Genomic DNA, 20,366 nt, shown 5'->3' with positions numbered 1-20,366 from the left:
GGACCCTGTGGGAGAGTAGGACGCCGCCGAACAAATTTTGAAGAAAACCCCCGTACCGGGATTCCTGGTACGGGGGTTTTCTGCATTTCCGGGGGCCTCTTGAGAAGAGGTCCCCTTTTTCTTTGCGCTTATAGGTTTCTTGCAGGTTCCTACAGGCGGCCCGCGGCCTTCAGGGCCAGATATGCGTCAGCCAGAGCGGGTGCGAGTTCGTCCGGGGTGGCGTCGACGACGGTGACTCCGTGCCGGCGCAGTTGTTCTGCCGTGCGATGACGTTCCGTCTGGGCCTGGGCCGCGGCTGCCGCCTCGTACACCGCCTCTGCTCGTCCGCGGGCGGTTGCCATGCGGGCGATGTACGGATCGGCCACCGAGGCCACCAGGACCGTATGGCGCTGGGTGAGGCCTGGCAGCACGGGGAGCAGGCCCTCCTCGATGGGGGCCGCGTCGAGGCTGGTCAGCAGGACGATCAGGGAGCGGCGCGGGGCCGTACGGAGTGCTGTTGCGGTGAGGCCACGTGCGTCGGTTTCGATGAGCTCCGGCTCCAGTGTGGCCATGGCGTTGACCAGGGACGGGAGGACATCGCCTGCGGCTCGGCCCTGGACCAGGGCGCGGACCCGGCGGTCGTAGGCGAGGAGGTCCACGCGGTCGCCGGCCCGGGAGGCGAGGGCGGCCAGGAGCAGGGCCGCGTCCATGGAGGCGTCGAGGCGGGGGGCGTCACCGACGCGTCCGGCCGATGTGCGGCCCGTGTCGAGCACCAGGAGGATGTGGCGGTCGCGTTCGGGCCGCCAGGTGCGGACGGCCACCGTGGCCCGGCGGGCCGTCGCGCGCCAGTCGATGGAGCGGGTGTCGTCTCCGGGGACGTACTCGCGGAGGCTGTCGAACTCGGTGCCCTCGCCGCGGGTCAGCACGCTGGTGCGGCCGTCGAGTTCGCGCAGGCGGGCCAGTTTCGACGGGAGGTGCTTGCGGCTGGTGAAGGGCGGCAGGACGCGGACCGTCCACGGGACTCTGTGGCTGCCCTGGCGGGAGAACAGGCCGAGGGGGCCGTACGAGCGGAGCGTGACGAGGTCGGCCTGGCGGTCGCCGCGGCGGGTGGGGCGCAGCCGGGTGGTGAGACGTCGGCGCTCGCCGGCGGGGACGGTCAGGCGGTGACGGGATGCGGCGACCTCGGTACCCGGTTCCCAGCTGCTCGGGGGCCAGGCGTCGCGGAGGCGGGCGCGCAGGGGGCGGCCGGACGGGTTGGTGACCGTCAGGGTGACCTCCGCGGTCTCGCCGAGGCGTACCGAGGTGTCGCCGGAGCGGGTCAGGCCCAGCCGGCGTACGGGGGCTGCCAGAGCGACGTCGCAGGCGCAGGCCAGGGCCAGGGGGGCGTTCACCGCGAGGATGCCCGTCCAGCTCGGCTCCCAGATGCCTACGGGGAGGGAGCCGAGGGCCGCCAGGAGGGCGGCGCGTCCGGTGAGCGCCATCAGCGGGGGACGGGGACGTGGGCGAGGATCGCGTTGATGACCGAGTCGGCCGTGACGCCTTCCATTTCGGCTTCCGGGCGGAGCTGGATCCGGTGGCGGAGGGTGGGAAGGGCGAGGGCCTTCACGTCGTCCGGGATGACGTAGTCGCGGCCGGTCAGCCAGGCCCAGGCGCGGGCGGTGGCGAGGAGCGCGGTCGCACCGCGCGGGGAGACGCCGAGGTTGAGGGACGGCGATTCGCGGGTGGCACGGCAGATGTCGACTACGTAGCCGGTGATTTCGGGGGAGACGGCCGTCTTGGCGACGGCTGTGCGGGCGGCTTCGAGGTCGGCGGGGCCGGCCACCGGTCGGATGCCCGCGGCGCGGAGGTCGCGCGGGTTGAAGCCCTCGGTGTGGCGCGTGAGGACGTTGATCTCGTCCTCGCGGGATGGCAGAGGGATCGTCAGTTTGAGGAGGAAGCGGTCCAGTTGGGCCTCGGGGAGGGGGTACGTGCCCTCGTACTCGACCGGGTTCTGGGTCGCGGCGACCAGGAACGGCTCGGGGAGGGGGCGAGGGGTGCCGTCCACCGTGACCTGGCGTTCCTCCATGGCTTCGAGGAGGGACGACTGGGTCTTGGGCGGGGTGCGGTTGATCTCGTCGGCCAGGAGCAGGTTCGTGAAGACCGGGCCCGGCTGGAAGGAGAACTCGGCGGTGCGCGAGTCGAAGACGAGGGATCCGGTCACGTCGCTGGGCATCAGGTCCGGGGTGAACTGGATGCGCTTGGTGTCGAGTTCGAGCGCGGATGCGAGGGCGCGGACGAGCAACGTCTTGGCCACTCCGGGGACGCCTTCGAGGAGAACGTGTCCGCGGCAGAGGAGGGCGACGACAAGACCGGTCACGGCGGGGTCCTGGCCGACCACGGCTTTGGCGATCTCGGTGCGCAGGGACTCCAGGGAGGAGCGGGCGGTGCCCGGATCCCCGGCGTACCCGGCGTTGTCAGTGGTCGGGTCCATCATGAACGGCGTACCTCTCTTTCGAGGGCGTCGAGTTGGTCGGCAAGTGCGATGAGGGCCGCGTCGTCGCTGGGCGGCGGGCCGAAGAGGAGTGAGCGCAGGGTCTGTCCGTCGCCCTGGAGGTGGGCGGACAGGGCAGGGAGCAGGGCCTCGGGCGCGTGCGCCTGGGCGGGGGCCACGCCGACGAGGGGGGCGAGGCGGGTGCGGGTGGTGGAGCGCAGGGCGTTGGCCGCGCGGTCGCGGGCGTCGGCCTTGCGGTAGAGGCGGGCGCGGCCTTCGACGGTCTCGGAGGCGCGGATCGCCACGGGGAGACGTTCGAGTACGAGGGGGCCGAGTCGGCGTGCCCGCCAGAGGGCGGCGAGGGCTGCCGCGATGAAGAGCTGCAGCGTGCCCCAGAGCCAGCCCGAGGGGAGCAGGTCGAAGAGGCTCCGGTCGCCCGTGTCGGTGGCGGAGGTGTCGGAGAGCGAGGGGAGGTACCAGACCAAATGGGGGCGGGAACCGAGCAGTTGAAGGGCGAGCGACGCGTTGCCCTGCTCGTCGAGACGGTCGTTGAAGAGGATGTCGGGGGCGCCGAGCAGGACCGTGTCGCCGTCCCCGGAGGCGGCCGGGACGCGCAGCAGGGTCGGCAGGCCGTCGCTGGGGTAGCAGGCGTCGGCCCCGGGGTCCGCGGTGGAGTAGCGGATGCCGCCGGTGTCCGCCGTGCCCGCGCGCCGGGCGGCCGGCAGCTCGCAGTCGGGGGACAGCGTCGAGTCGAAGCCGGTCGCGAGATCGGCGGTGACTCCAGGGGCGAGGGTGCCGACGGAGGCCGACTCGGGGGCGATCAGGATCGTACGGCCGGCGGAGTTCTCGGTCGCCGTGTGCAGAAGGGACTGCTGACGCGGGGTCAGCAGTTCGGGGGCGGCGATCAGGAGTGTGGTGTCGGGGCCGGCCGCGGCGCGGGCGTCTTCCGCGGTGGTGACCACGCGCGTGGACACCCCCCGGTCGTCGAGGAGTTCGGCGACGGCGCGGCTGCCGTAGGGGTCGGCGGAGCGCGGGTCGAGCAGGCCGTGCCGGGAGCTGGAGCGGACGGCGGCGATCGCGATGCCGGCCGCCAGGAGGATCACGAACGCGAGAAGGACGCCCCGCGAGCGGGTCCACACGTGGCGGGCGGTGGGCGAGGCCGTGGTGGACGGAAGCGTGGCCTCGGTGGTCATTCGGCGGCTCCCTGGCCGGCGTTGTGGGCCGTGCTGTGGGCGCTGCTCGCGAGGACCGGCTTGCTGCGCTCCAGGTCGCGGTCGAGTGCTGTGAGCCCGCGGTACGTTGCTTCGCCGGCTGATCGTCCGCCGTATGTCACGTCGTCGAAGTCCCGGGCCGCGGCGCGCAGTCGGTCCGCGTGGGCGGGCAGGGTGCGGCCCGCTTCGGCGGCCGCCTCGTCGGCGGTGCGGCCCGGCCGGGGGTCGAGGAGGGCGCGTTCCTCCAGGGAACGGACGACGGCACGCATGCGTTCCTGGACGGCTTGGTTCCAGTGGCCTTGGGCGGCGTGTGCCTCGGCGGCCGCACGGTGTTCGGCGGCGCTGCGGGGGCGGTCGTCGAAGAGCGCGGCGGACGACACGGGGGCGCGGCGCGGGGTGCCGAGGCGCCACCACAGCGCCCCGACGACGGCCAGCACCGCGAGCACGATGACCACCAGGCCGAGCAGGCCTCCGGGGGTGCCGGTGGAGGCGGCGCCGAGGAGCCTGTCGACCCAGTCCCAGAAGGCGTTGAGGGCGCGCTCGAACAGGCTTCGGTCGTTCTCGTGGTACATCCGCTTGGACAGCTCGCGCCGGGCGGCCTCCCGCGCGGGGTCGCGCGGGGTCGTCACCGGTGGTGCGTCGCCGGAGCGTGCCAGTGACAGGGCTCCTGAGAGCCCGGTGTGCGACAGCGCGAGTACGGCTGTGTCGGCCGAGCGCGACAGCCACTGCGCCGTCGTTTCGCCGGCCTGTGGCAGCACCGCCGCCGCTGTTGTGAGAACTCCCCCCGAGGGACTCACCGCATCAGCTCCCCGGGGTGGTGCCTGGGCCGGCGGTGCCGTAGCCCTGGAGGCCGGCGGCGCGGGCCAGGTCGAGGTCGAGGGCCTCGCGGCGGATGCGCTGGTCGATGTAGAGCAGCACGGTGACGCCGGCGTTGATCGGGAAGGTGAGCATGGACCCGATCACCGAGCCGATCCCGCTGATGATGAGGAACGTCCAGCCGAGGCCGCCGGTGCCGTTGACGAATCCGGACACGCCGTCGCCGCTGAACAGTCCGGCGAGCACGGCGAACGGGATCACGATGATCATCGCGATGATGTTGGCGATGACGGTGGCCAGGAGCTGGATTCCGAAGATGCGCCACCAGGAGCCGCGGACCAGCTTCACGGAGCGGCTCAGGGACTTCGGGATGCTCTGCTTCTCCAGCATCAGGGCGGGCGAGGCGAGCGAGAAGCGGATCATCAGCCAGATCGCGACTACGCTCGCCCCGAGGCCGCCCAGGACCGCCAGGGCGGCACCCGCGCCGGCCGAGCCGGCGACGGCGACCAGGATGCCGGGCACGACACCCACGGCGACGATCACGACGCCGATGAGCAGCAGCAGGAAAATCAGGCCGAACAGCCGCGGCAGCCGGGGACGGGCGTCGCGCCAGGCCTCGGCGGTGGTCACGGACTTGCCGAGCACCGCACGGCTGGTCACGGTCGTGAGCAGGGCCGTGGCGAAGACGGTGCCGACCAGGGTGACCAGGGCGACGACCCCGGACTCGATCATGGAGTCGCCCAGGGCGCGGCCGAGTTCGGAGGCGCTGGCGCTCGGGTCGTTGAGGACGTTCGCACTGCCTGTGTTGTCCAGGACCAGGCCCCGGAGCAGCACGACGATGATCTCCGTGACGACGGCGACGGTCAGCGAGATGCCGAGGACCGTGCGCCAGTACGTGCGCATGGTGGAGACCGCGCCGTCGAGGATCTCGCCGACGCCGAGCGGACGGAGTGGGATGACACCGGGCTTGGCCGCGGGCGGCGGGCCTCCCCAGCCGCCGGGGGCGCGGTATCCACCCGGCGCTCCGGAGCCGGGAGGGCCGTAGCCAGGGCCTCCGTGGCCGCCGGGGCCCGCGGGGGAACGACCGCCCCAGCCGGGGCCGGGGGGCGGCGGTGCCGGGGCCTGTGGGGGGCTCTGGGGCGTGGGCGCCGTCCACTGGCCGGCCGGGGGTTGTTCCTTGGACCACTTCGACGTGGAGTCGCTCGGGTCCGTGCCGCTCTGGTCCGTGGGCTGTGCAGGGCCGGTGGTGTCCGGCTCCTGCCCGTCGGAGGGGGCAGATCCGGGCGAGGCCCAGCCCGGAGTGTCGTTCATCGTCGCTCCTTCACGGTGCCCGTCCGCGGGCGCGGCGGCAGGTTGGCAGCCATCGTGCCACGGTGCGTGCGGCGGGGGACCAGGGTCGTGTGGGCTGCACACCTTCAATTGTCTGCCTGGTAAGGGGCAGACTGGGCGGATGGCTGATCAGTACGCGCAATCCGGCGAAGACAACCGGCCGACGGAGATACCGGCGATCCGCTGGGAGGAACCACCAGAGGGCCCCGTCGTGGTCCTTCTCGACCAGACGAGGTTGCCGGCCGAGGAAGTCGAGCTGGTGTGCACGGACGCTCCCGCGCTGGTGGAGGCGATCCGCTCGCTGGCGGTGCGCGGGGCACCGCTGCTCGGCATCGCCGGGGCGTACGGCGTCGCGCTCGCCGCCGTACGCGGCTTCGACGTGGACGAGGCGGCCCAGGCACTGGCCGGTGCCCGGCCCACCGCCGTGAATCTCGGCGTGGGGGTGGGCAGGGCCCGGGCCGCGTACCGGTCCGCGCTCGCCGGCGGCGGTGATCAGCGCCGGGCCGCGGGGGCCGCGCTCACCGCGGCGCGGGCGCTGCATCGGGAGGACGCCGAGGCCAGCGCGCGGATGGCCGGGCACGGTCTGGCGCTGCTCGACGAGCTGGTGCCGGGCGGCGGGCACCGGATCCTGACCCACTGCAACACCGGAGCGCTGGTGTCCGGCGGGGAGGGCACGGCGTTCGCGGTGGCCCTTGCCGCGCACCGGTTGGGACAGCTGCGCAGGCTCTGGGTGGACGAGACGCGGCCGCTGCTGCAGGGTGCGAGGCTGACCGCGTATGAGGCGGCGCGCAACGGAATGGCGTACACCTTGCTCACGGACAACGCGGCGGGTTCGCTGTTCGCGGCCGGCGAGGTGGACGCGGTGCTGATCGGGGCCGACCGGATCGCGGCTGACGGTTCGGTGGCGAACAAGGTGGGGAGCTATCCGCTCGCCGTGCTGGCCCGGTATCACCATGTGCCGTTCATCGTGGTGGCGCCGCTGACGACGGTGGACCTGGACACCCCGGACGGGGCGTCCATCGAGGTCGAGCAGCGCAGTGGACATGAAGTGACAGAGATCACAGCACCCCAGGTGCCGGTGGCGGGAGCGGAAGCGGGAGGCGGGATACCGGTGGCACCCCTGGGGACCCAGGCGTACAACCCGGCGTTCGATGTGACGCCGCCCGAGTTGGTGACGGCGATCGTCACCGAAGAGGGCGCCGTGTCGCCCGTCACGGCCCAGGCGCTAGCCGAGCTGTGTGCCAGGTCACGCCAGGTAACGATTAGCTAATGGGATGATGTCGTTTATGAAGGGACGAGTCCTTGTCGTCGATGACGACACCGCACTGGCCGAGATGCTCGGCATTGTGTTGCGTGGTGAAGGTTTTGAGCCGTCTTTCGTAGCCGACGGCGACAAGGCGCTGGCCGCTTTCCGTGAGGCCAAGCCCGATCTGGTGCTCCTGGACCTGATGCTGCCCGGACGGGACGGCATCGAGGTGTGCCGCCTGATCAGGGCGGAGTCCGGGGTGCCGATCGTGATGCTCACGGCGAAGAGCGACACCGTCGATGTCGTGGTCGGCCTCGAGTCGGGCGCCGATGACTACATCGTGAAGCCGTTCAAGCCAAAGGAGCTGGTGGCACGGATCAGGGCGCGGCTGCGCCGTTCGGAGGAGCCGGCGCCGGAGCAGCTCACCATCGGTGACCTGGTCATCGACGTGGCCGGTCACTCTGTGAAGCGGGAAGGGCAGTCGATCGCCCTGACGCCGCTGGAGTTCGACCTGCTGGTGGCGCTGGCCCGCAAGCCGTGGCAGGTGTTCACGCGTGAGGTGCTCCTGGAGCAGGTCTGGGGCTACCGGCACGCGGCGGACACCCGCCTTGTCAATGTCCATGTCCAGAGGCTGCGCTCCAAGGTCGAGAAGGACCCGGAGCGGCCGGAGATCGTGGTGACCGTCCGTGGTGTCGGTTACAAGGCCGGACCGAGCTGACATGTCCAGGGACAGTGCCGCTTCGGCGCCCGGACAGCCGGGGCCCCGTGCGGGGCGGCCTGTCGGGCAGAAGGTGACGGACTCCCTCTGGGCGAGGTTCGTCCAGGGCGGGCTGCCCCGGGGCGGAGTCCAGGGAAGCCCGGTCTTCCGGCTGTTCATGCGCTGGGTGCGCCGTCCGCTGCTGCCGATGATGCGGCTGTGGCGGCGCAACATCCAGCTCAAGATCGTCGTCACGACACTGCTGATGTCGCTCGGAGTGGTGCTGCTGCTGGGCTTCGTCGTCATCGGGCAGGTGCGCAACGGCCTGCTGGACGCCAAGGTGAAGGCGTCGCAGAGCCAGGCGACCGGTGGGTTCTCGGTGGCCAAGCAGAAGGCGGACACGGCCGCGGCCTCGAGCGGCGACGGCGGGTCCGGCGAGGGGGGCCGTTCCTCGCAGAACGTCAGCCCCCAGTGGATGAGCGACCTCGTGGAGTCGCTGTCCAGCGGTGGGCAGGGTGCCTTCGACGTGGTGACCCTCAGTGCCTCCGCCGCGGTGGGTGACGAGAGCGGCGGGCGCGGCCCGCGGTCCTCGGGCAACGTCGACCCGGCGGCGAGCGTGCCGGAGGATCTGCGGCGTCGCGTCGACACCAGCATGGTCGCGGCCCAGAGCTATACGCGTGTCGTCTACACGGACGAGAAGGAGTCCCAGCCGGCGCTGGTCATCGGCAAGCAGGTCAACGACCCCAAGGGAAACCCGTACCAGCTGTACTACCTCTTCCCGCTCACGCAGGAGGAGAAGTCGCTGAGCCTGGTCAAGGGGACGCTCGCCACGGCGGGGCTGTTCGTCGTGGTGCTGCTCGGGGCGATCGCCTGGCTCGTGGTGCGCCAGGTGGTCACGCCGGTGCGGATGGCCGCGGGGGTTGCCGAGCGACTGTCCGCCGGGCGCCTCCAGGAACGTATGAAGGTCACCGGCGAGGACGACATCGCGCGGCTCGGCGAGGCCTTCAACAAGATGGCGCAGAACCTGCAGTTGAAGATCCAGCAGCTGGAGGACCTGTCGCGGATGCAGCGGCGGTTCGTGTCCGACGTGTCGCACGAGCTGCGTACGCCGCTGACGACCGTCCGGATGGCCGCCGACGTCATCCATGACGCGCGCGTGGACTTCGATCCGGTGACCGCGCGGTCGGCGGAGCTGCTCGCCGACCAGCTGGACCGGTTCGAGTCGCTGCTCGCGGACCTGCTGGAGATCAGCAGGTTCGACGCGGGTGCGGCGGCGCTGGAGGCGGAGCCGATAGACCTGCGTGAGGTCGTACGGCGAGTGGTCAGCGGGGCGGAGCCCCTCGCGGAGCGGAAGGGCACGCACATACGTGTCGTCGGCGACCAGCAGCCGGTGGTCGCCGAGGCGGACCCCCGGCGAGTGGAGCGGGTGCTGCGCAATCTCGTCGTCAACGCCGTGGAGCACGGCGACGGCAAGGACGTGGTGGTCAAGCTCGCCTCGGCGGGCGGAGCGGTCGCCATTGCCGTACGCGACTTCGGTGTGGGGCTCAAGCCCGGCGAGGCGACCCGGGTGTTCAGCCGCTTCTGGCGGGCGGACCCGGCACGCGCGCGTACCACCGGTGGTACGGGACTCGGGCTGTCCATCGCCCTGGAGGATGCGCGGCTGCACGGCGGCTGGCTCCAGGCGTGGGGCGAGCCGGGCGGTGGTTCGCAGTTCCGGCTGACGCTGCCGCGGACGGCCGACGAGCCGCTGCGGGGCTCGCCGATACCCCTGGAGCCCAGGGACTCACGGCGTAATCGTGGACTTAATGCCGCCGGTCTGCCGCCGGGCGGCGGCGGCAAGCTCGCCACCGTGCCCGTGCAGTCGCAGGTCGACACCGGGTCGCCGATGGCGAACCGGACGACCGGCGTGACTCCCACGGCAGACCCGACAGCACTGCCCGGCAACGGCGCGCGCGTGGTACCGCGCCCCGCGCAGGCCGCCCGGCGACAGGAGAACAGGCCGGCCGCCGCGAGCGGAGGGCAGAGCGCCCAGGGGCCGCCCCTGAGCGGCAGCGGGCCGGACGAGGTCAAGGAAGGGAAGGCATTTCGTGGGCGCTGAGGGGGGTCGCCGCCGGCGCCCGCTGCGCATCGGCGTGTACGTCGGCTGCGGGGCCGTACTGCTGGCCGGATGCGCCTCGATGCCGGACAGCGGGGATCTGCGCGGCGTCGAGTCCACGCCGCGCCAGGACGCTCAGGTGCGGGTCTTCGCGATGCCGCCGCGGGACAACGCGCGGCCCGAGGAGATCGTGCAGGGCTTCCTGGAGGCGCTGACCAGTGACGACCCGCAGTACGAGACGGCGCGCAAGTACCTGACCGAGGACGCCGGACAGAAGTGGAAGCCGTCGTCCTCCACGACCGTGCTCGCCGACGGGCCGAGCACCGTGGCGGACCGCACCGGCGCCCGGGAGGGCAGCGACGACTACGCGTACACGCTGACCGGCGCCAAGGTCGCCACCGTGGACGCGCAGCACGCGTACGCGCCCGACAGCGGGAGGTACACCAAGACGGTGTACCTCACGCAGCAGAAGGACCGGCAGTGGCGCATCGACGGGCTGCCGCAGGGCGTCGTGATGGGCAAGTCCGACTTCCAGCGCAACTACCTGTCCGTCAACAAGTACTACTTCGCCTCGACCGTGCCCACGGGCTCGGGCGGCCGGCCGGGAGCCGTCGCCGATCCGATCTACGTGCGCAAGGAGGTCGACCCGATGACCGAGACGGTCCAGGCGCTCCTCAAGGGGCCCACGCGCTGGCTCGACCCGGTGGTGAGGTCGAGCTTCCCCACGCACACGGCACTGAAGAAGGGCGTCAGTTCACTGGCGCCGGACGATCAGAACGAGCTGACGGTCCCGCTGAACGCGAAGGCCGACCACGTCGGTCAGACCCAGTGCACCAAGATGGCGGCCCAACTCCTCTTCACACTCAAGGACCTGACCCCCACCGGGGTCGACGAGGTGAAACTGCAGCGGTCCGACGGCTCGCAGCTGTGCGTGCTCGGCGAGGACCAGGCGGAGAGCGTCGCCTCGCGCGGCACCGGGAAACGGCCCGAGTCCCAGTACTTCCTCGACGGCAAGCACCGGCTCGTACGGCTGCCCTCCGCCGGCAGCGGCAAGGCCCCCGAGCCGGTGCCCGGTGCGCTGGGCGAGGGCGACAAGGCGCTGCGGGCCGCCGCGGTCTCGCGCGACGAGGCCGGCGCGGCCGGGGTCTCCCTCGACGGGCGTTCGCTGTACGTGGGGTCGCTGGTGTCGGGCGGTTCGCTCGGCGAAGCGGTGCTGCACAGCGACGGCAGGACGGAGGACGACCGCCTGACGACACCCAGTTGGGACGGGTCGGGCGACCTGTGGGTGGCCGACCGCAACCCGAAGGACCCGCGGCTGCTCCTGCTGGAGAAGGGCGCCGGCGAGCCGGTCGTGGTGAGGACACCGCAGCTCGACGGACGCGTACAGGCGGTGCGGGTGGCCGCCGACGGGGTGCGGGTCGCGCTGGTCGTGGAGAAGGGCGGTAAGACGTCCCTGCAGGTCGGACGCATCGAGCGCGAGGACAAGGGTGGTGAGCGGACCGGCGTCTCCGTCCTCGAACTGCGCTCGGTGACCCCGCAGCTGGAGGAGGTCACGGCCATGTCGTGGGCCGCGGACAGCCAGCTCGTGGTCGTCGGACGCGAATCCGGCGGGGTGCAGCAGATGCGGTACGTCCAGGTCGACGGCTCCACTCCGCTGCGTACACCGCCCTCGGCGCTGACGGGTGTGAAGGACATCGCCGCGTCGGAGGACGAGCGGCTGCCGCTGGTGGCGTACTCGGTGGACGGGATTGTGCGGCTGTCGTCGGGATCGCAGTGGCAGAAGGTGGTCAAGGACGGGACGGCGCCGGTCTATCCCGGATAGGCCGGTCCGGGCAGGACCGAGGACCGGGACGGCTTCTGCGAATGCCGTGCCGGTCCTTCGGTGTGTGGTGCCGGTCCTTCGGTGTGCGGTGGCGGTCCTGCGTATGTCGGGCGGCTCGTTTCGGAATCGCGTGCCGTGCCGGCTCCGTTCGGATTCCCTGTGTGTCTCGCTTCGGAATCCGGTGCCGGCTCGCTTCGGCGTGCGGTCGAAACTCCGGTGACAGCGCGGGGAGTTGTCCACAGGGAGTTATCCACAGGGGTGGTCGGGGCGGCGCCGGTCTTGGCACAGTGGTGGTCATGCGGGGGTGGTGGCAGGACCTCACCGACCTGGTGCTCCCGGCTGAGTGCGGAGGCTGCGGGAGGCCTCGTACGGTGCTCTGTCCCGAGTGCCGTGCGGCTCTTCACGGGTCCGCGCCGTGCCGGGTGCGGCCGGAGCCGGAGCCGGCGGGACTGCCGGTGGTGCACGCGGCGGCTCCGTACGAGGACGAGGTACGGGCGGTGCTCCTCGCCCACAAGGAGCGGGGCGCGCTGGCGCTGACGGGCCCACTCGGAGCGGCTCTGGCAGGAGCCGTACGGGCGGGGCTTGCAGGATCTGTACAGGCGGGGACGGCAGGACCCGTATGGGCAGGGCCGGACGAGCGGCCGGAGTGCCGGGCTGCCGGGCCTGTGGGTGCGCTGGAGGGCGTCGCGCGGGCTTCGCGGGGCCCTGTGGCCGCTGGGCCTTCCGGGGCCGCCAGAGGGCCTGTGGTGCTCGTTCCCGTGCCGTCCGCGCGGGGGGCGGTGCGGGCCCGTGGGCATGATCCCGCGCGGCGGATCGCGCTCGCGGCGGCGGGGGAGCTGCGGCGCACCGGGACCGCGGCCCGGGTGCTCGGCGCGCTGCGGCAGCGGCGGGCGGTGGCCGATCAGTCGGGGCTCAATTCCCGGCAGCGGATGGCGAATCTCGCCGGCGCGCTGGAGGTGGCCGCCGGGGGAGCGGGGCTGCTGGCCGGCGCCGGTCGGGTCGTGCTCGTCGACGACCTGATGACCACGGGTGCCTCGCTGGCCGAGGCGGCGCGTGCGGTGCGGGCGGCCTTGACGGAAGCCGCGGAAGCCGTGGAAGGCGCGGAAGCCGCGGTGGGCGCACGCGTGTACGGCTCAGGAACACGGGAAGCAACGGGAGTACGGATCGGAGAGGCGGCGGCGGGGGTGGCGGACATGGCGGCGGACCGAACACACGCGGACCGGCGTGCGACCGATGCGGTCACCGCCCGAGTCGGGATCTGCGCGGCTGTGGTCGCGGCGTCACCTGACGCTTTCGAAATAAACCGGAACTGACAGGAAACTTGCATCGTTGCAGGTAATGAGACGGTCAATTCACCTGAACGGAGGTACGCCGCAGTAGAGGGTGACGACATCCGTCCGGGCGAGATATGTTCGGTTGTGAGGCAATGGCGCAGGCCGCACCTCGCAGATCCGAATGCCATGTCGCGGGTTTTCTGCAATCACCCGCGACGGTTGGGGTGGAGATCTTGCCCGCGGGGGAGGAGGAGGTGACAGTCACCGAGTCCGAGGTTCCGGGGCTCACCGGAGCCTGGTGCAAAAGGGAGACGCTCCGCGGTTGAGCGGAGCGATCCGGGAACGGAGTTCTGCGTGGACATCGTCGTCAAGGGCCGCAAGACCGAGGTGCCCGAGCGGTTCCGCAAGCACGTGGCCGAGAAGCTGAAGCTGGAGAAGATCCAGAAGCTCGATGGCAAGGTGATCAGCCTCGACGTCGAGGTGTCCAAGGAGCCCAACCCCCGGCAGGCCGACCGTTGTGACCGAGTGGAGATCACCCTCCGCTCCCGCGGTCCGGTGATCCGGGCGGAGGCAGCGGCAAGCGATCCGTATGCGGCACTCGACCTGGCGGCGGACAAGCTCGAAGCCCGGCTGCGCAAGCAGCACGACAAGCGTCACACCCGCCGTGGCGCCGGCCGGCTCTCGGCGGCCGAGGTCGCCGACAGCGTCCCGGACGCAGCGACGCTGAACAGCAACGGCAGTGTCGTCCACGAGGACCAGTCGGACGGCGTGCCGACCAAGAAGATCGGTTCGCTCGAGGTGGTGGGCGAAGGCCCCCTCGTCGTCCGCGAGAAGACCCACGTGGCTGCCCCGATGACGCTCGACCAGGCTCTCTACGAGATGGAGCTGGTCGGGCACGACTTCTATCTTTTCGTCGACTCCGAGACCAAGGAACCGAGTGTCGTCTACCGGCGGCACGCGTACGACTACGGCGTCATCCACCTCAACACGGACCCCATGGTCGCCCAGGCAGCGTCGGCCGCGCCGGGCGGTGCGCTCGGCGGCTGACCTCCGCCGGTGACAGCTGAATCGGTGCCCCTGGTGTGCGCGTGCGCCCCCAGGGGCACCGGTGTGCGACCGCTTAGGACCCCGCTCTGTCACCGCACTGTCGTCCAGGCATGAAATCATGGCCGCAACGGCCCCAACCGGGAGGCCGTTGCCTTGGGTTGGCGATGGCACAGGAACGCAGGCCACGGCCTTCAGGGGGAGGAACGATGGCGGACAGCTTCGGACCGATGCGTGATGACGATGCCGACGACGGCGTCGCCGGCATGGGCCCGGACGCGGCCCCTCCACGCAAGGAGCCCATCCGGGTCCTCGTCGTGGACGACCACGCCCTCTTCCGCCGCGGCCTGGAGATCGTGCTCGCGGCCGAGGAGGACATCCAGGTCGTCGGTGAGGCGGGTGACGGCGCCGAGGCGGTCGACAAGGCCGCCGACCTGCTGCCCGACATCGTGCTGATGGACGTCCGGATGCCCAAGCGCGGTGGCATCGAGGCGTGCACCTCCATCAAGGAGGTGGCGCCCAGCGCGAAGATCATCATGCTGACGATCAGCGACGAGGAGGCCGACCTCTACGACGCGATCAAGGCGGGTGCGACCGGCTATCTCCTCAAGGAGATCTCGACGGACGAGGTGGCCACCGCCATTCGCGCGGTGGCGGACGGCCAGTCGCAGATCAGCCCCTCCATGGCGTCGAAGCTGCTCACCGAGTTCAAGTCGATGATCCAGCGCACGGACGAGCGCCGGCTGGTGCCCGCGCCCCGGCTCACGGAGCGCGAGCTCGAGGTCCTCAAGCTCGTCGCCACGGGGATGAACAACCGGGACATCGCCAAGGAGCTGTTCATCTCCGAGAACACCGTGAAGAACCACGTGCGCAACATCCTGGAGAAGCTGCAGCTGCACTCCAGGATGGAAGCGGTCGTGTACGCGATGCGGGAGAAGATTCTCGAGATCCGCTAGGCGGCGGATCGGCTCGCACTTTCGGCGAGGAGTGCGTCGTCCGCGCCGGGGTCACGCCAGGGCGCGGGTCAGCTCTCTGGCGAGCGGGTCGCGCAGCTCCGGGGAGTCCACCCGCTCCACACGCACGTTCGTGCAGTCCACCCAGCTCGCGGCCTCCAACAGGGCCTGGGCGACCGCGGGGACGGACTTGGGGCCGTCCAGGGTGACCTGCTTGGCGACCAGGGTGCGGCCCTCGCGAGCGGGGTCCACCCGGCCGACGAGCCGGCCGCCGGCGAGGACCGGCATCGCGAAGTAGCCGTACACCCGCTTCGGCTTGGGCGTGTACGCCTCCAGGCGGTGGGTGAAACCGAAGATCCGCTCCGTGCGCGCCCGTTCCCAGATGAGGGAGTCGAACGGCGACAGCAGTGTCGTACGGTGCCGGCCGCGCGGAGCCGTCGCCAGCGCCGCCGGGTCGGCCCAGGCGGGCTTGGCCCAGCCCTCCACGGCCACCGGGACCAGGCCCGAGTCCGCGATCACCGCGTCGACCTGCTCGCCCTTGAGGCGGTGGTAGTCGGCGATGTCCGCGCGCGTGCCGACGCCCAGGGACTGGCCCGCGAGGCGGACCAGGCGGCGCAGGCACTCGGTGTCGTCCAGCTCGTCGTGGAGCAGGTGCTGGGGGAGGGCGCGTTCGGCGAGGTCGTACACCCGCTTCCAGCCGCGGCGCTCCGTGCACACCACCTCGCCGTACATCAGGGCGCGCTCCACGGCGACCTTCGTGCCCGACCAGTCCCACCACTCGCTGGTCTTCTTCGCGCCGCCCAACTCCGTGGCCGTGAGCGGGCCTTCGGTGCGGAGCTGCTTGATGACCTGGTCGTACGTGCCGTCCGGCAGGGCGTGGTTCCAGTGCGGGCGGGCGCGGTAGGCGCGGCGGCGGAAGGCGAAGTGGGGCCACTCCTCGACGGGGAGGATGCAGGCCGCGTGCGACCAGTACTCGAAGGCGTGGGGTGCGCCGTCCGCACCTGGCGTCCAGTACGCCTGGTCCACCGTCTTGCGGCCCACCGCGCCCAGGCGGGCGTACGGGATGAGCTCGTGGGAGCGGGCCAGGACCGAGATGGTGTCGAGCTGGACCGCGCCCAGGTGCCGCAGGACGCCTCGTACTCCGCCCTTGCGGTCGGGAGCACCCAGGAATCCCTGGGCTCGCAGGGCGATGCGGCGGGCCTCGTCGGTGGTGAGGTCTGCGGTGGGACGCGGGGGACTCGTCATGCCCGCACGATAGGCGGTGCCACTGACACAGGGGGTTGACCTGGGGGTACGTCTGCTTTCGGAGCCCGGAGCCCGGAGCCCGGAGCCCGGAGCCCGGAGCCCGGAGCCCGGAGCCCGGAGCCCGGAGCCCGCAGGCCCGGAGCCCGCAGGCCCGGAGCCCGCAGGCCCGGAGGCCCGGGGCCTGGTCCCGGGGCCCTCCGGAGGCGCACCCCGCTTCCGGGGCCCGGCGTTGGTGCCGGCGTGGTGGGTTTCGCCCCCTCCGCCCCTGCCCGTCCCGTACCTGGGGGCTCCGCCCCCAGACCCCCGTATCGCGCTGGCGCGCTCGTCCTCAAACGCCGGCCGGGCTGAGACTTGCCCCCGCTGCCCCGTTGGCGCGCTCGTCCTCAAGCGCCCGACGCGCTGAGATCGCTCATCCGCCCGACGGGCTGGGAGTCGGGCCCGGTAGGTATGGGGACGTTGACGGCAAACCGAGGTCGGATGGGAGCAAGGAGGCGATCCAGGAGTCGCGGCGTACGCCCTTGTTGTTGAGGGCGGAGCGGAGGGTGCCTTCGAGGGTGAAGCCGGCGCGTTCGGCTACCGCGCGGGAGCCTGTGTTGCCGACCTCGGCGCGCCATTCGACGCGGTCGATGCCGCGGTCGGTGAAGGCCCAGCGGGAGGCGGCGAGTACGGCTTCGGTGATGTAGCCGTGGCCCCGGTGTTCCTTGGTCGCCCAGAAGCCCACCTCGGCGACGCCCAGGGAACGCATCATGAGGCTGAGCATGCCGACGAGCTCTCCGGAGGGGACGAAGACGCCGAAGGTGAACAGCGAACCGTCGGCCCAGCCGTCCGGTGCCAGCTGCCCGACGAACCCCTCGGCGTGCTCCCGCAGATAGGGCGACGGGATCGTCGTCCAGCGCTGGATGTCGGGGTCCTGGGCGGCGTCGTAGACGGCGCCGGCGTCGCGCGGGCCCACGGCGCGCAGGAGGAGACGGTCGGTGGTGAGCGTGACGGGTTGCATCGGCCGATTCTGCTCGGGCCCGGGTGAAGGTGCCACGATTTTCGGCCCGAGCCCGGTCGAGGGGTCCGCGAGGCCCACGAAAATCCGAACTGTGCGTGAGGCTGCGATCACAGTTCGCTTATTTCGTGGCCCGACGCGGCACCATCCGCCACCCCCGCCCGTTGTCCTGGTAGCTGTCACGAGAGCAGGCCTCCCGGCGCGGTGGGGTCCTCGCATACGATGGCCGTTGCTCAGTTGCATCAAGGAAAACCGACCGTCCTAGGCCCGACCGGCAAGGAGACAAACCCCCGTGTCCGTCCTCTCGAAGATCATGCGTGCAGGCGAAGGCAAGATCCTGCGCAAGCTGCACCGCATTGCGGACCAGGTCGCCTCCATCGAAGAGGACTTCGCCGACCTCTCCGACGCCGAGCTGCGGGCCCTCACCGATGAGTACAAGCAGCGGTACACCGACGGCGAAAGCCTCGACGACCTGCTGCCCGAAGCGTTCGCCACCGTCCGTGAGGCCGCCAAGCGCGTCCTTGGCCAGCGCCACTACGACGTGCAGATGATGGGCGGCGCCGCGCTCCACCTCGGCTACGTAGCCGAGATGAAGACGGGTGAGGGCAAGACGCTCGTCGGCACCCTGCCCGCGTATCTGAACGCCCTCTCCGGAGGCGGCGTTCACCTCATCACGGTCAACGACTACCTGGCCGAGCGCGACTCCGAGATGATGGGCCGCGTCCACAAGTTCCTGGGTCTGAGCGTCGGCTGCATCCTCGCCAACATGACGCCGGCCCAGCGCCGCGAGCAGTACGCGTGCGACATCACCTACGGCACGAACAACGAGTTCGGCTTCGACTACCTGCGCGACAACATGGCGTGGGCGCAGGACGAACTGGTGCAGCGCGGCCACAACTACGCGATCGTCGACGAGGTCGACTCGATCCTCGTCGACGAGGCCCGTACGCCGCTGATCATCTCCGGCCCGGCCGACCAGGCCACCAAGTGGTACGGCGACTTCGCCAAGCTGGTCACCCGCCTGAAGAAGGGCGAGGCGGGCAACTCCCTCAAGGGCATCGAGGAGACCGGGGACTACGAGGTCGACGAGAAGAAGCGCACCGTCGCCATCCACGAGCCCGGTGTCTCCAAGGTCGAGGACTGGCTGGGCATCGACAACCTCTACGAGTCGGTCAACACCCCTCTGGTGGGCTACCTGAACAACGCCATCAAGGCGAAGGAGCTCTTCAAGAAGGACAAGGACTACGTCGTCATCGACGGCGAAGTCATGATCGTCGACGAGCACACCGGCCGTATCCTCGCCGGCCGCCGGTACAACGAGGGCATGCACCAGGCGATCGAGGCGAAGGAAGGGGTGGACATCAAGGACGAGAACCAGACGCTCGCGACGATCACCCTGCAGAACTTCTTCCGCCTCTACAAGCGCCACGACCAGGACGGCAAGGAACTGCCCGGCCTCTCCGGCATGACCGGTACGGCGATGACCGAGGCCGCCGAGTTCCACCAGATCTACAAGCTCGGCGTGGTCCCGATCCCGACCAACCGGCCGATGGTCCGCAAGGACCAGTCCGACCTGATCTACCGCACCGAGGTCGCGAAGTTCGAGGCGGTCGTCGACGACATCGCCGAGAAGCACGAGAAGGGCCAGCCGATCCTGGTCGGCACCACCTCGGTCGAGAAGTCCGAGTACCTCTCGCAGCAGCTCAGCAAGCGCGGCATCCAGCACGAGGTGCTGAACGCCAAGCAGCACGACCGTGAGGCGCCGATCATCGCCCAGGCCGGCCGCAAGGGCGCAGTGACCGTCGCCACGAACATGGCCGGCCGCGGTACGGACATCAAGCTCGGCGGCAACCCCGACGATCTCGCCGAGGCGGACCTGCGTCAGCGCGGCCTCGACCCCGAGGAGCACATCGAGGAGTGGGCCGCCGCGCTGCCCGCCGCCCTGGAGCGGGCCGAGAAGGCGGTCAAGTCCGAGTTCGAGGAGGTCAAGGACCTCGGCGGGCTCTACGTCCTCGGCACCGAGCGGCACGAGTCGCGCCGTATCGACAACCAGCTGCGCGGCCGCAGCGGCCGTCAGGGCGACCCGGGCGAGTCCCGTTTCTACCTCTCCCTCGGCGACGACCTGATGCGCCTCTTCAAGGCACAGATGGTCGAGCGCGTCATGTCGATGGCGAACGTCCCCGACGACGTGCCGATCGAGAACAAGATGGTCACGCGCGCGATCGCGTCCGCCCAGTCGCAGGTCGAGCAGCAGAACTTCGAGACGCGTAAGAACGTCCTGAAGTACGACGAGGTCCTCAACCGGCAGCGTGAGGTCATCTACGGCGAGCGCCGCCGCGTCCTGGAGGGCGAGGACCTGCAGGAGCAGATCCAGCACTTCATGGACGACACGATCGACGCCTACATCGAGGCCGAGACCGCCGAGGGCTTCGCCGAGGAGTGGGACCTGGACCGGCTGTGGGGCGCCTTCAAGCAGCTCTACCCGGTGAAGGTCACCGTCGAGGAGCTGGAGGAGGCGGCCGGCGACCGTGCCGGTCTGACCGCCGAGTTCATCTCCGAGTCCATCAAGGACGACATCCACGACCAGTACGCGTCGCGTGAGGAGCAGCTCGGCTCCGAGATCATGCGTGAGCTGGAGCGCCGGGTCGTGCTGTCCGTCCTGGACCGCAAGTGGCGTGAGCACCTCTACGAGATGGACTATCTCCAGGAGGGCATCGGCCTGCGCGCCATGGCGCAGAAGGACCCGCTGGTCGAGTACCAGCGCGAGGGCTTCGACATGTTCACCGCCATGATGGACGGCATCAAGGAGGAGTCCGTCGGCTACCTGTTCAACCTGGAGGTCCAGGTCGAGCAGCAGGTCGAGGAGGTTCCGGTCGAGGACGCCGCGCCGTCGCTGCAGAAGGAGGACGCGGTGCCCGCGGGTGCGCGTCCGGAGATCCGCGCCAAGGGCCTCGAAGCCCCGCAGCGGCCGGACCGGCTGCACTTCTCCGCGCCCACCGTGGACGGCGAGGGCGGCATCGTCGAGGGCGACTTCGTCGACGACGACGGCGACGAGCCGGTGCGCTCCGAGGCCGACGGCCTCACGCGCGCGGAGCGCCGCAAGCAGCAGAAGGGCAGCCGGCGCCGCAAGAAGTAACGGCGGTCGCAGGAAGTAGCCTGCCGCGCGAGCGCCGGCAGTCGGCTGAGGGCCG

15 protein-coding genes are annotated in these 20,366 nt (G+C 70.9%); 8 read left to right on the top strand and 7 right to left on the bottom strand.

Annotation, left to right across the window (positions count from 1 at the left end):
* Positions 1-149: 149 nt before the first annotated feature.
* The 5 genes from ACFWM2_RS27555 to ACFWM2_RS27535 are packed head-to-tail and all read right to left on the bottom strand — an operon-like array spanning position 150 to position 5,787.
* A complete protein-coding gene (locus tag ACFWM2_RS27555) occupies positions 150-1,460 on the bottom strand; it encodes a DUF58 domain-containing protein (protein WP_383285338.1) in 1,311 nt (436 codons plus the stop codon).
* The gene (locus tag ACFWM2_RS27550; RefSeq protein ID WP_383285335.1) at positions 1,460-2,452 is read right to left on the bottom strand and encodes an AAA family ATPase; all 993 of its coding nucleotides are present in this window, start codon (positions 2,450-2,452) and stop codon (positions 1,460-1,462) included. Before ACFWM2_RS27550 ends, ACFWM2_RS27555 begins: the two co-directional genes overlap by 1 nt.
* Positions 2,449-3,642, bottom strand: a complete 1,194-nt coding sequence (locus tag ACFWM2_RS27545) for a DUF4350 domain-containing protein (protein WP_383285332.1) — start codon at positions 3,640-3,642, stop codon at positions 2,449-2,451. Before ACFWM2_RS27545 ends, ACFWM2_RS27550 begins: the two co-directional genes overlap by 4 nt.
* Positions 3,639-4,457, bottom strand: a complete 819-nt coding sequence (locus tag ACFWM2_RS27540; RefSeq protein WP_383285329.1) for a DUF4129 domain-containing protein — start codon at positions 4,455-4,457, stop codon at positions 3,639-3,641. The genes ACFWM2_RS27545 and ACFWM2_RS27540 overlap by 4 nt, the downstream gene beginning before the upstream one ends.
* A gap of 4 nt (positions 4,458-4,461) precedes the next feature.
* Entirely contained in the window at positions 4,462-5,787 is a 1,326-nt protein-coding gene (locus ACFWM2_RS27535) for a hypothetical protein (RefSeq protein WP_383285325.1), read from the bottom strand.
* Between the two features lie 139 nt (positions 5,788-5,926).
* On the opposite strand from ACFWM2_RS27535, the gene mtnA reads away from it, so the two are divergent.
* The 7 genes from mtnA to ACFWM2_RS27500 all read left to right on the top strand — a co-directional run bounded on the left by mtnA (position 5,927) and on the right by ACFWM2_RS27500 (position 14,939).
* On the top strand, positions 5,927-7,075 hold the full coding sequence (gene mtnA / locus ACFWM2_RS27530) for an S-methyl-5-thioribose-1-phosphate isomerase (RefSeq protein ID WP_383285322.1): 1,149 nt from the start codon (positions 5,927-5,929) through the stop codon (positions 7,073-7,075).
* 4 nt (positions 7,076-7,079) lie between these two features.
* Positions 7,080-7,769 carry a two-component system response regulator MtrA gene (gene mtrA, locus ACFWM2_RS27525; RefSeq protein ID WP_187282414.1) on the top strand — a complete coding sequence of 230 codons (690 nt, stop codon included), beginning with the start codon at positions 7,080-7,082 and terminating at the stop codon, positions 7,767-7,769.
* A 1-nt stretch (position 7,770) separates the two neighbouring features.
* Positions 7,771-9,846, top strand: a complete 2,076-nt coding sequence (mtrB, locus tag ACFWM2_RS27520; protein ID WP_383285318.1) for an MtrAB system histidine kinase MtrB — start codon at positions 7,771-7,773, stop codon at positions 9,844-9,846.
* Positions 9,836-11,665 (top strand): LpqB family beta-propeller domain-containing protein, encoded by a 1,830-nt coding sequence (locus ACFWM2_RS27515; RefSeq protein WP_383285316.1) that lies wholly within the window; start codon positions 9,836-9,838, stop codon positions 11,663-11,665. The genes mtrB and ACFWM2_RS27515 overlap by 11 nt, the downstream gene beginning before the upstream one ends.
* 296 nt (positions 11,666-11,961) lie before the next feature.
* On the top strand, positions 11,962-12,978 hold the full coding sequence (locus ACFWM2_RS27510) for a ComF family protein (protein WP_383285313.1): 1,017 nt from the start codon (positions 11,962-11,964) through the stop codon (positions 12,976-12,978).
* 315 nt (positions 12,979-13,293) lie between these two features.
* On the top strand, positions 13,294-13,986 hold the full coding sequence (hpf, locus tag ACFWM2_RS27505) for a ribosome hibernation-promoting factor, HPF/YfiA family (protein WP_383285310.1): 693 nt from the start codon (positions 13,294-13,296) through the stop codon (positions 13,984-13,986).
* 206 nt (positions 13,987-14,192) lie between these two features.
* Positions 14,193-14,939, top strand: a complete 747-nt coding sequence (locus ACFWM2_RS27500; protein WP_383285307.1) for a response regulator — start codon at positions 14,193-14,195, stop codon at positions 14,937-14,939.
* A 51-nt stretch (positions 14,940-14,990) separates the two neighbouring features.
* Here the strand turns inward: ACFWM2_RS27500 and ACFWM2_RS27495 are convergent, their stop codons facing one another.
* The gene (locus tag ACFWM2_RS27495) at positions 14,991-16,181 is read right to left on the bottom strand and encodes a winged helix-turn-helix domain-containing protein (RefSeq protein WP_383285304.1); all 1,191 of its coding nucleotides are present in this window, start codon (positions 16,179-16,181) and stop codon (positions 14,991-14,993) included.
* Positions 16,182-16,590: 409 nt separating this feature from the next.
* Positions 16,591-17,178 (bottom strand): GNAT family N-acetyltransferase, encoded by a 588-nt coding sequence (locus ACFWM2_RS27490; RefSeq protein ID WP_383285301.1) that lies wholly within the window; start codon positions 17,176-17,178, stop codon positions 16,591-16,593.
* 289 nt (positions 17,179-17,467) lie between these two features.
* On the opposite strand from ACFWM2_RS27490, the gene secA reads away from it, so the two are divergent.
* Entirely contained in the window at positions 17,468-20,311 is a 2,844-nt protein-coding gene (gene secA / locus ACFWM2_RS27485) for a preprotein translocase subunit SecA (protein ID WP_383285298.1), read from the top strand.
* The last annotated feature ends 55 nt before the right edge of the window (positions 20,312-20,366 follow it).

It is taken from the genome of Streptomyces sp. NPDC058371 (assembly GCF_042723265.1).
GTDB lineage: Bacteria > Actinomycetota > Actinomycetes > Streptomycetales > Streptomycetaceae > Streptomyces.
Note: the sequence above shows the minus strand (reverse complement) of the source record. Positions and strands in the feature narration are given on the sequence as shown.

Coding starts and splice junctions, on each gene's coding strand:
- ACFWM2_RS27555 (WP_383285338.1), bottom strand. CDS start 1,460: ATGGCGCTCACCGGACGCGCCGCCCTCCTGGCGGCCCTCGGCTCCCTC.
- ACFWM2_RS27550 (WP_383285335.1), bottom strand. CDS start 2,452: ATGATGGACCCGACCACTGACAACGCCGGGTACGCCGGGGATCCGGGC.
- ACFWM2_RS27545 (WP_383285332.1), bottom strand. CDS start 3,642: ATGACCACCGAGGCCACGCTTCCGTCCACCACGGCCTCGCCCACCGCC.
- ACFWM2_RS27535 (WP_383285325.1), bottom strand. CDS start 5,787: ATGAACGACACTCCGGGCTGGGCCTCGCCCGGATCTGCCCCCTCCGAC.
- mtnA (WP_383285322.1), top strand. CDS start 5,927: ATGGCTGATCAGTACGCGCAATCCGGCGAAGACAACCGGCCGACGGAG.
- mtrA (WP_187282414.1), top strand. CDS start 7,080: ATGATGTCGTTTATGAAGGGACGAGTCCTTGTCGTCGATGACGACACC.
- mtrB (WP_383285318.1), top strand. CDS start 7,771: ATGTCCAGGGACAGTGCCGCTTCGGCGCCCGGACAGCCGGGGCCCCGT.
- ACFWM2_RS27510 (WP_383285313.1), top strand. CDS start 11,962: ATGCGGGGGTGGTGGCAGGACCTCACCGACCTGGTGCTCCCGGCTGAG.
- ACFWM2_RS27500 (WP_383285307.1), top strand. CDS start 14,193: ATGGCGGACAGCTTCGGACCGATGCGTGATGACGATGCCGACGACGGC.
- ACFWM2_RS27495 (WP_383285304.1), bottom strand. CDS start 16,181: ATGACGAGTCCCCCGCGTCCCACCGCAGACCTCACCACCGACGAGGCC.
- ACFWM2_RS27490 (WP_383285301.1), bottom strand. CDS start 17,178: ATGCAACCCGTCACGCTCACCACCGACCGTCTCCTCCTGCGCGCCGTG.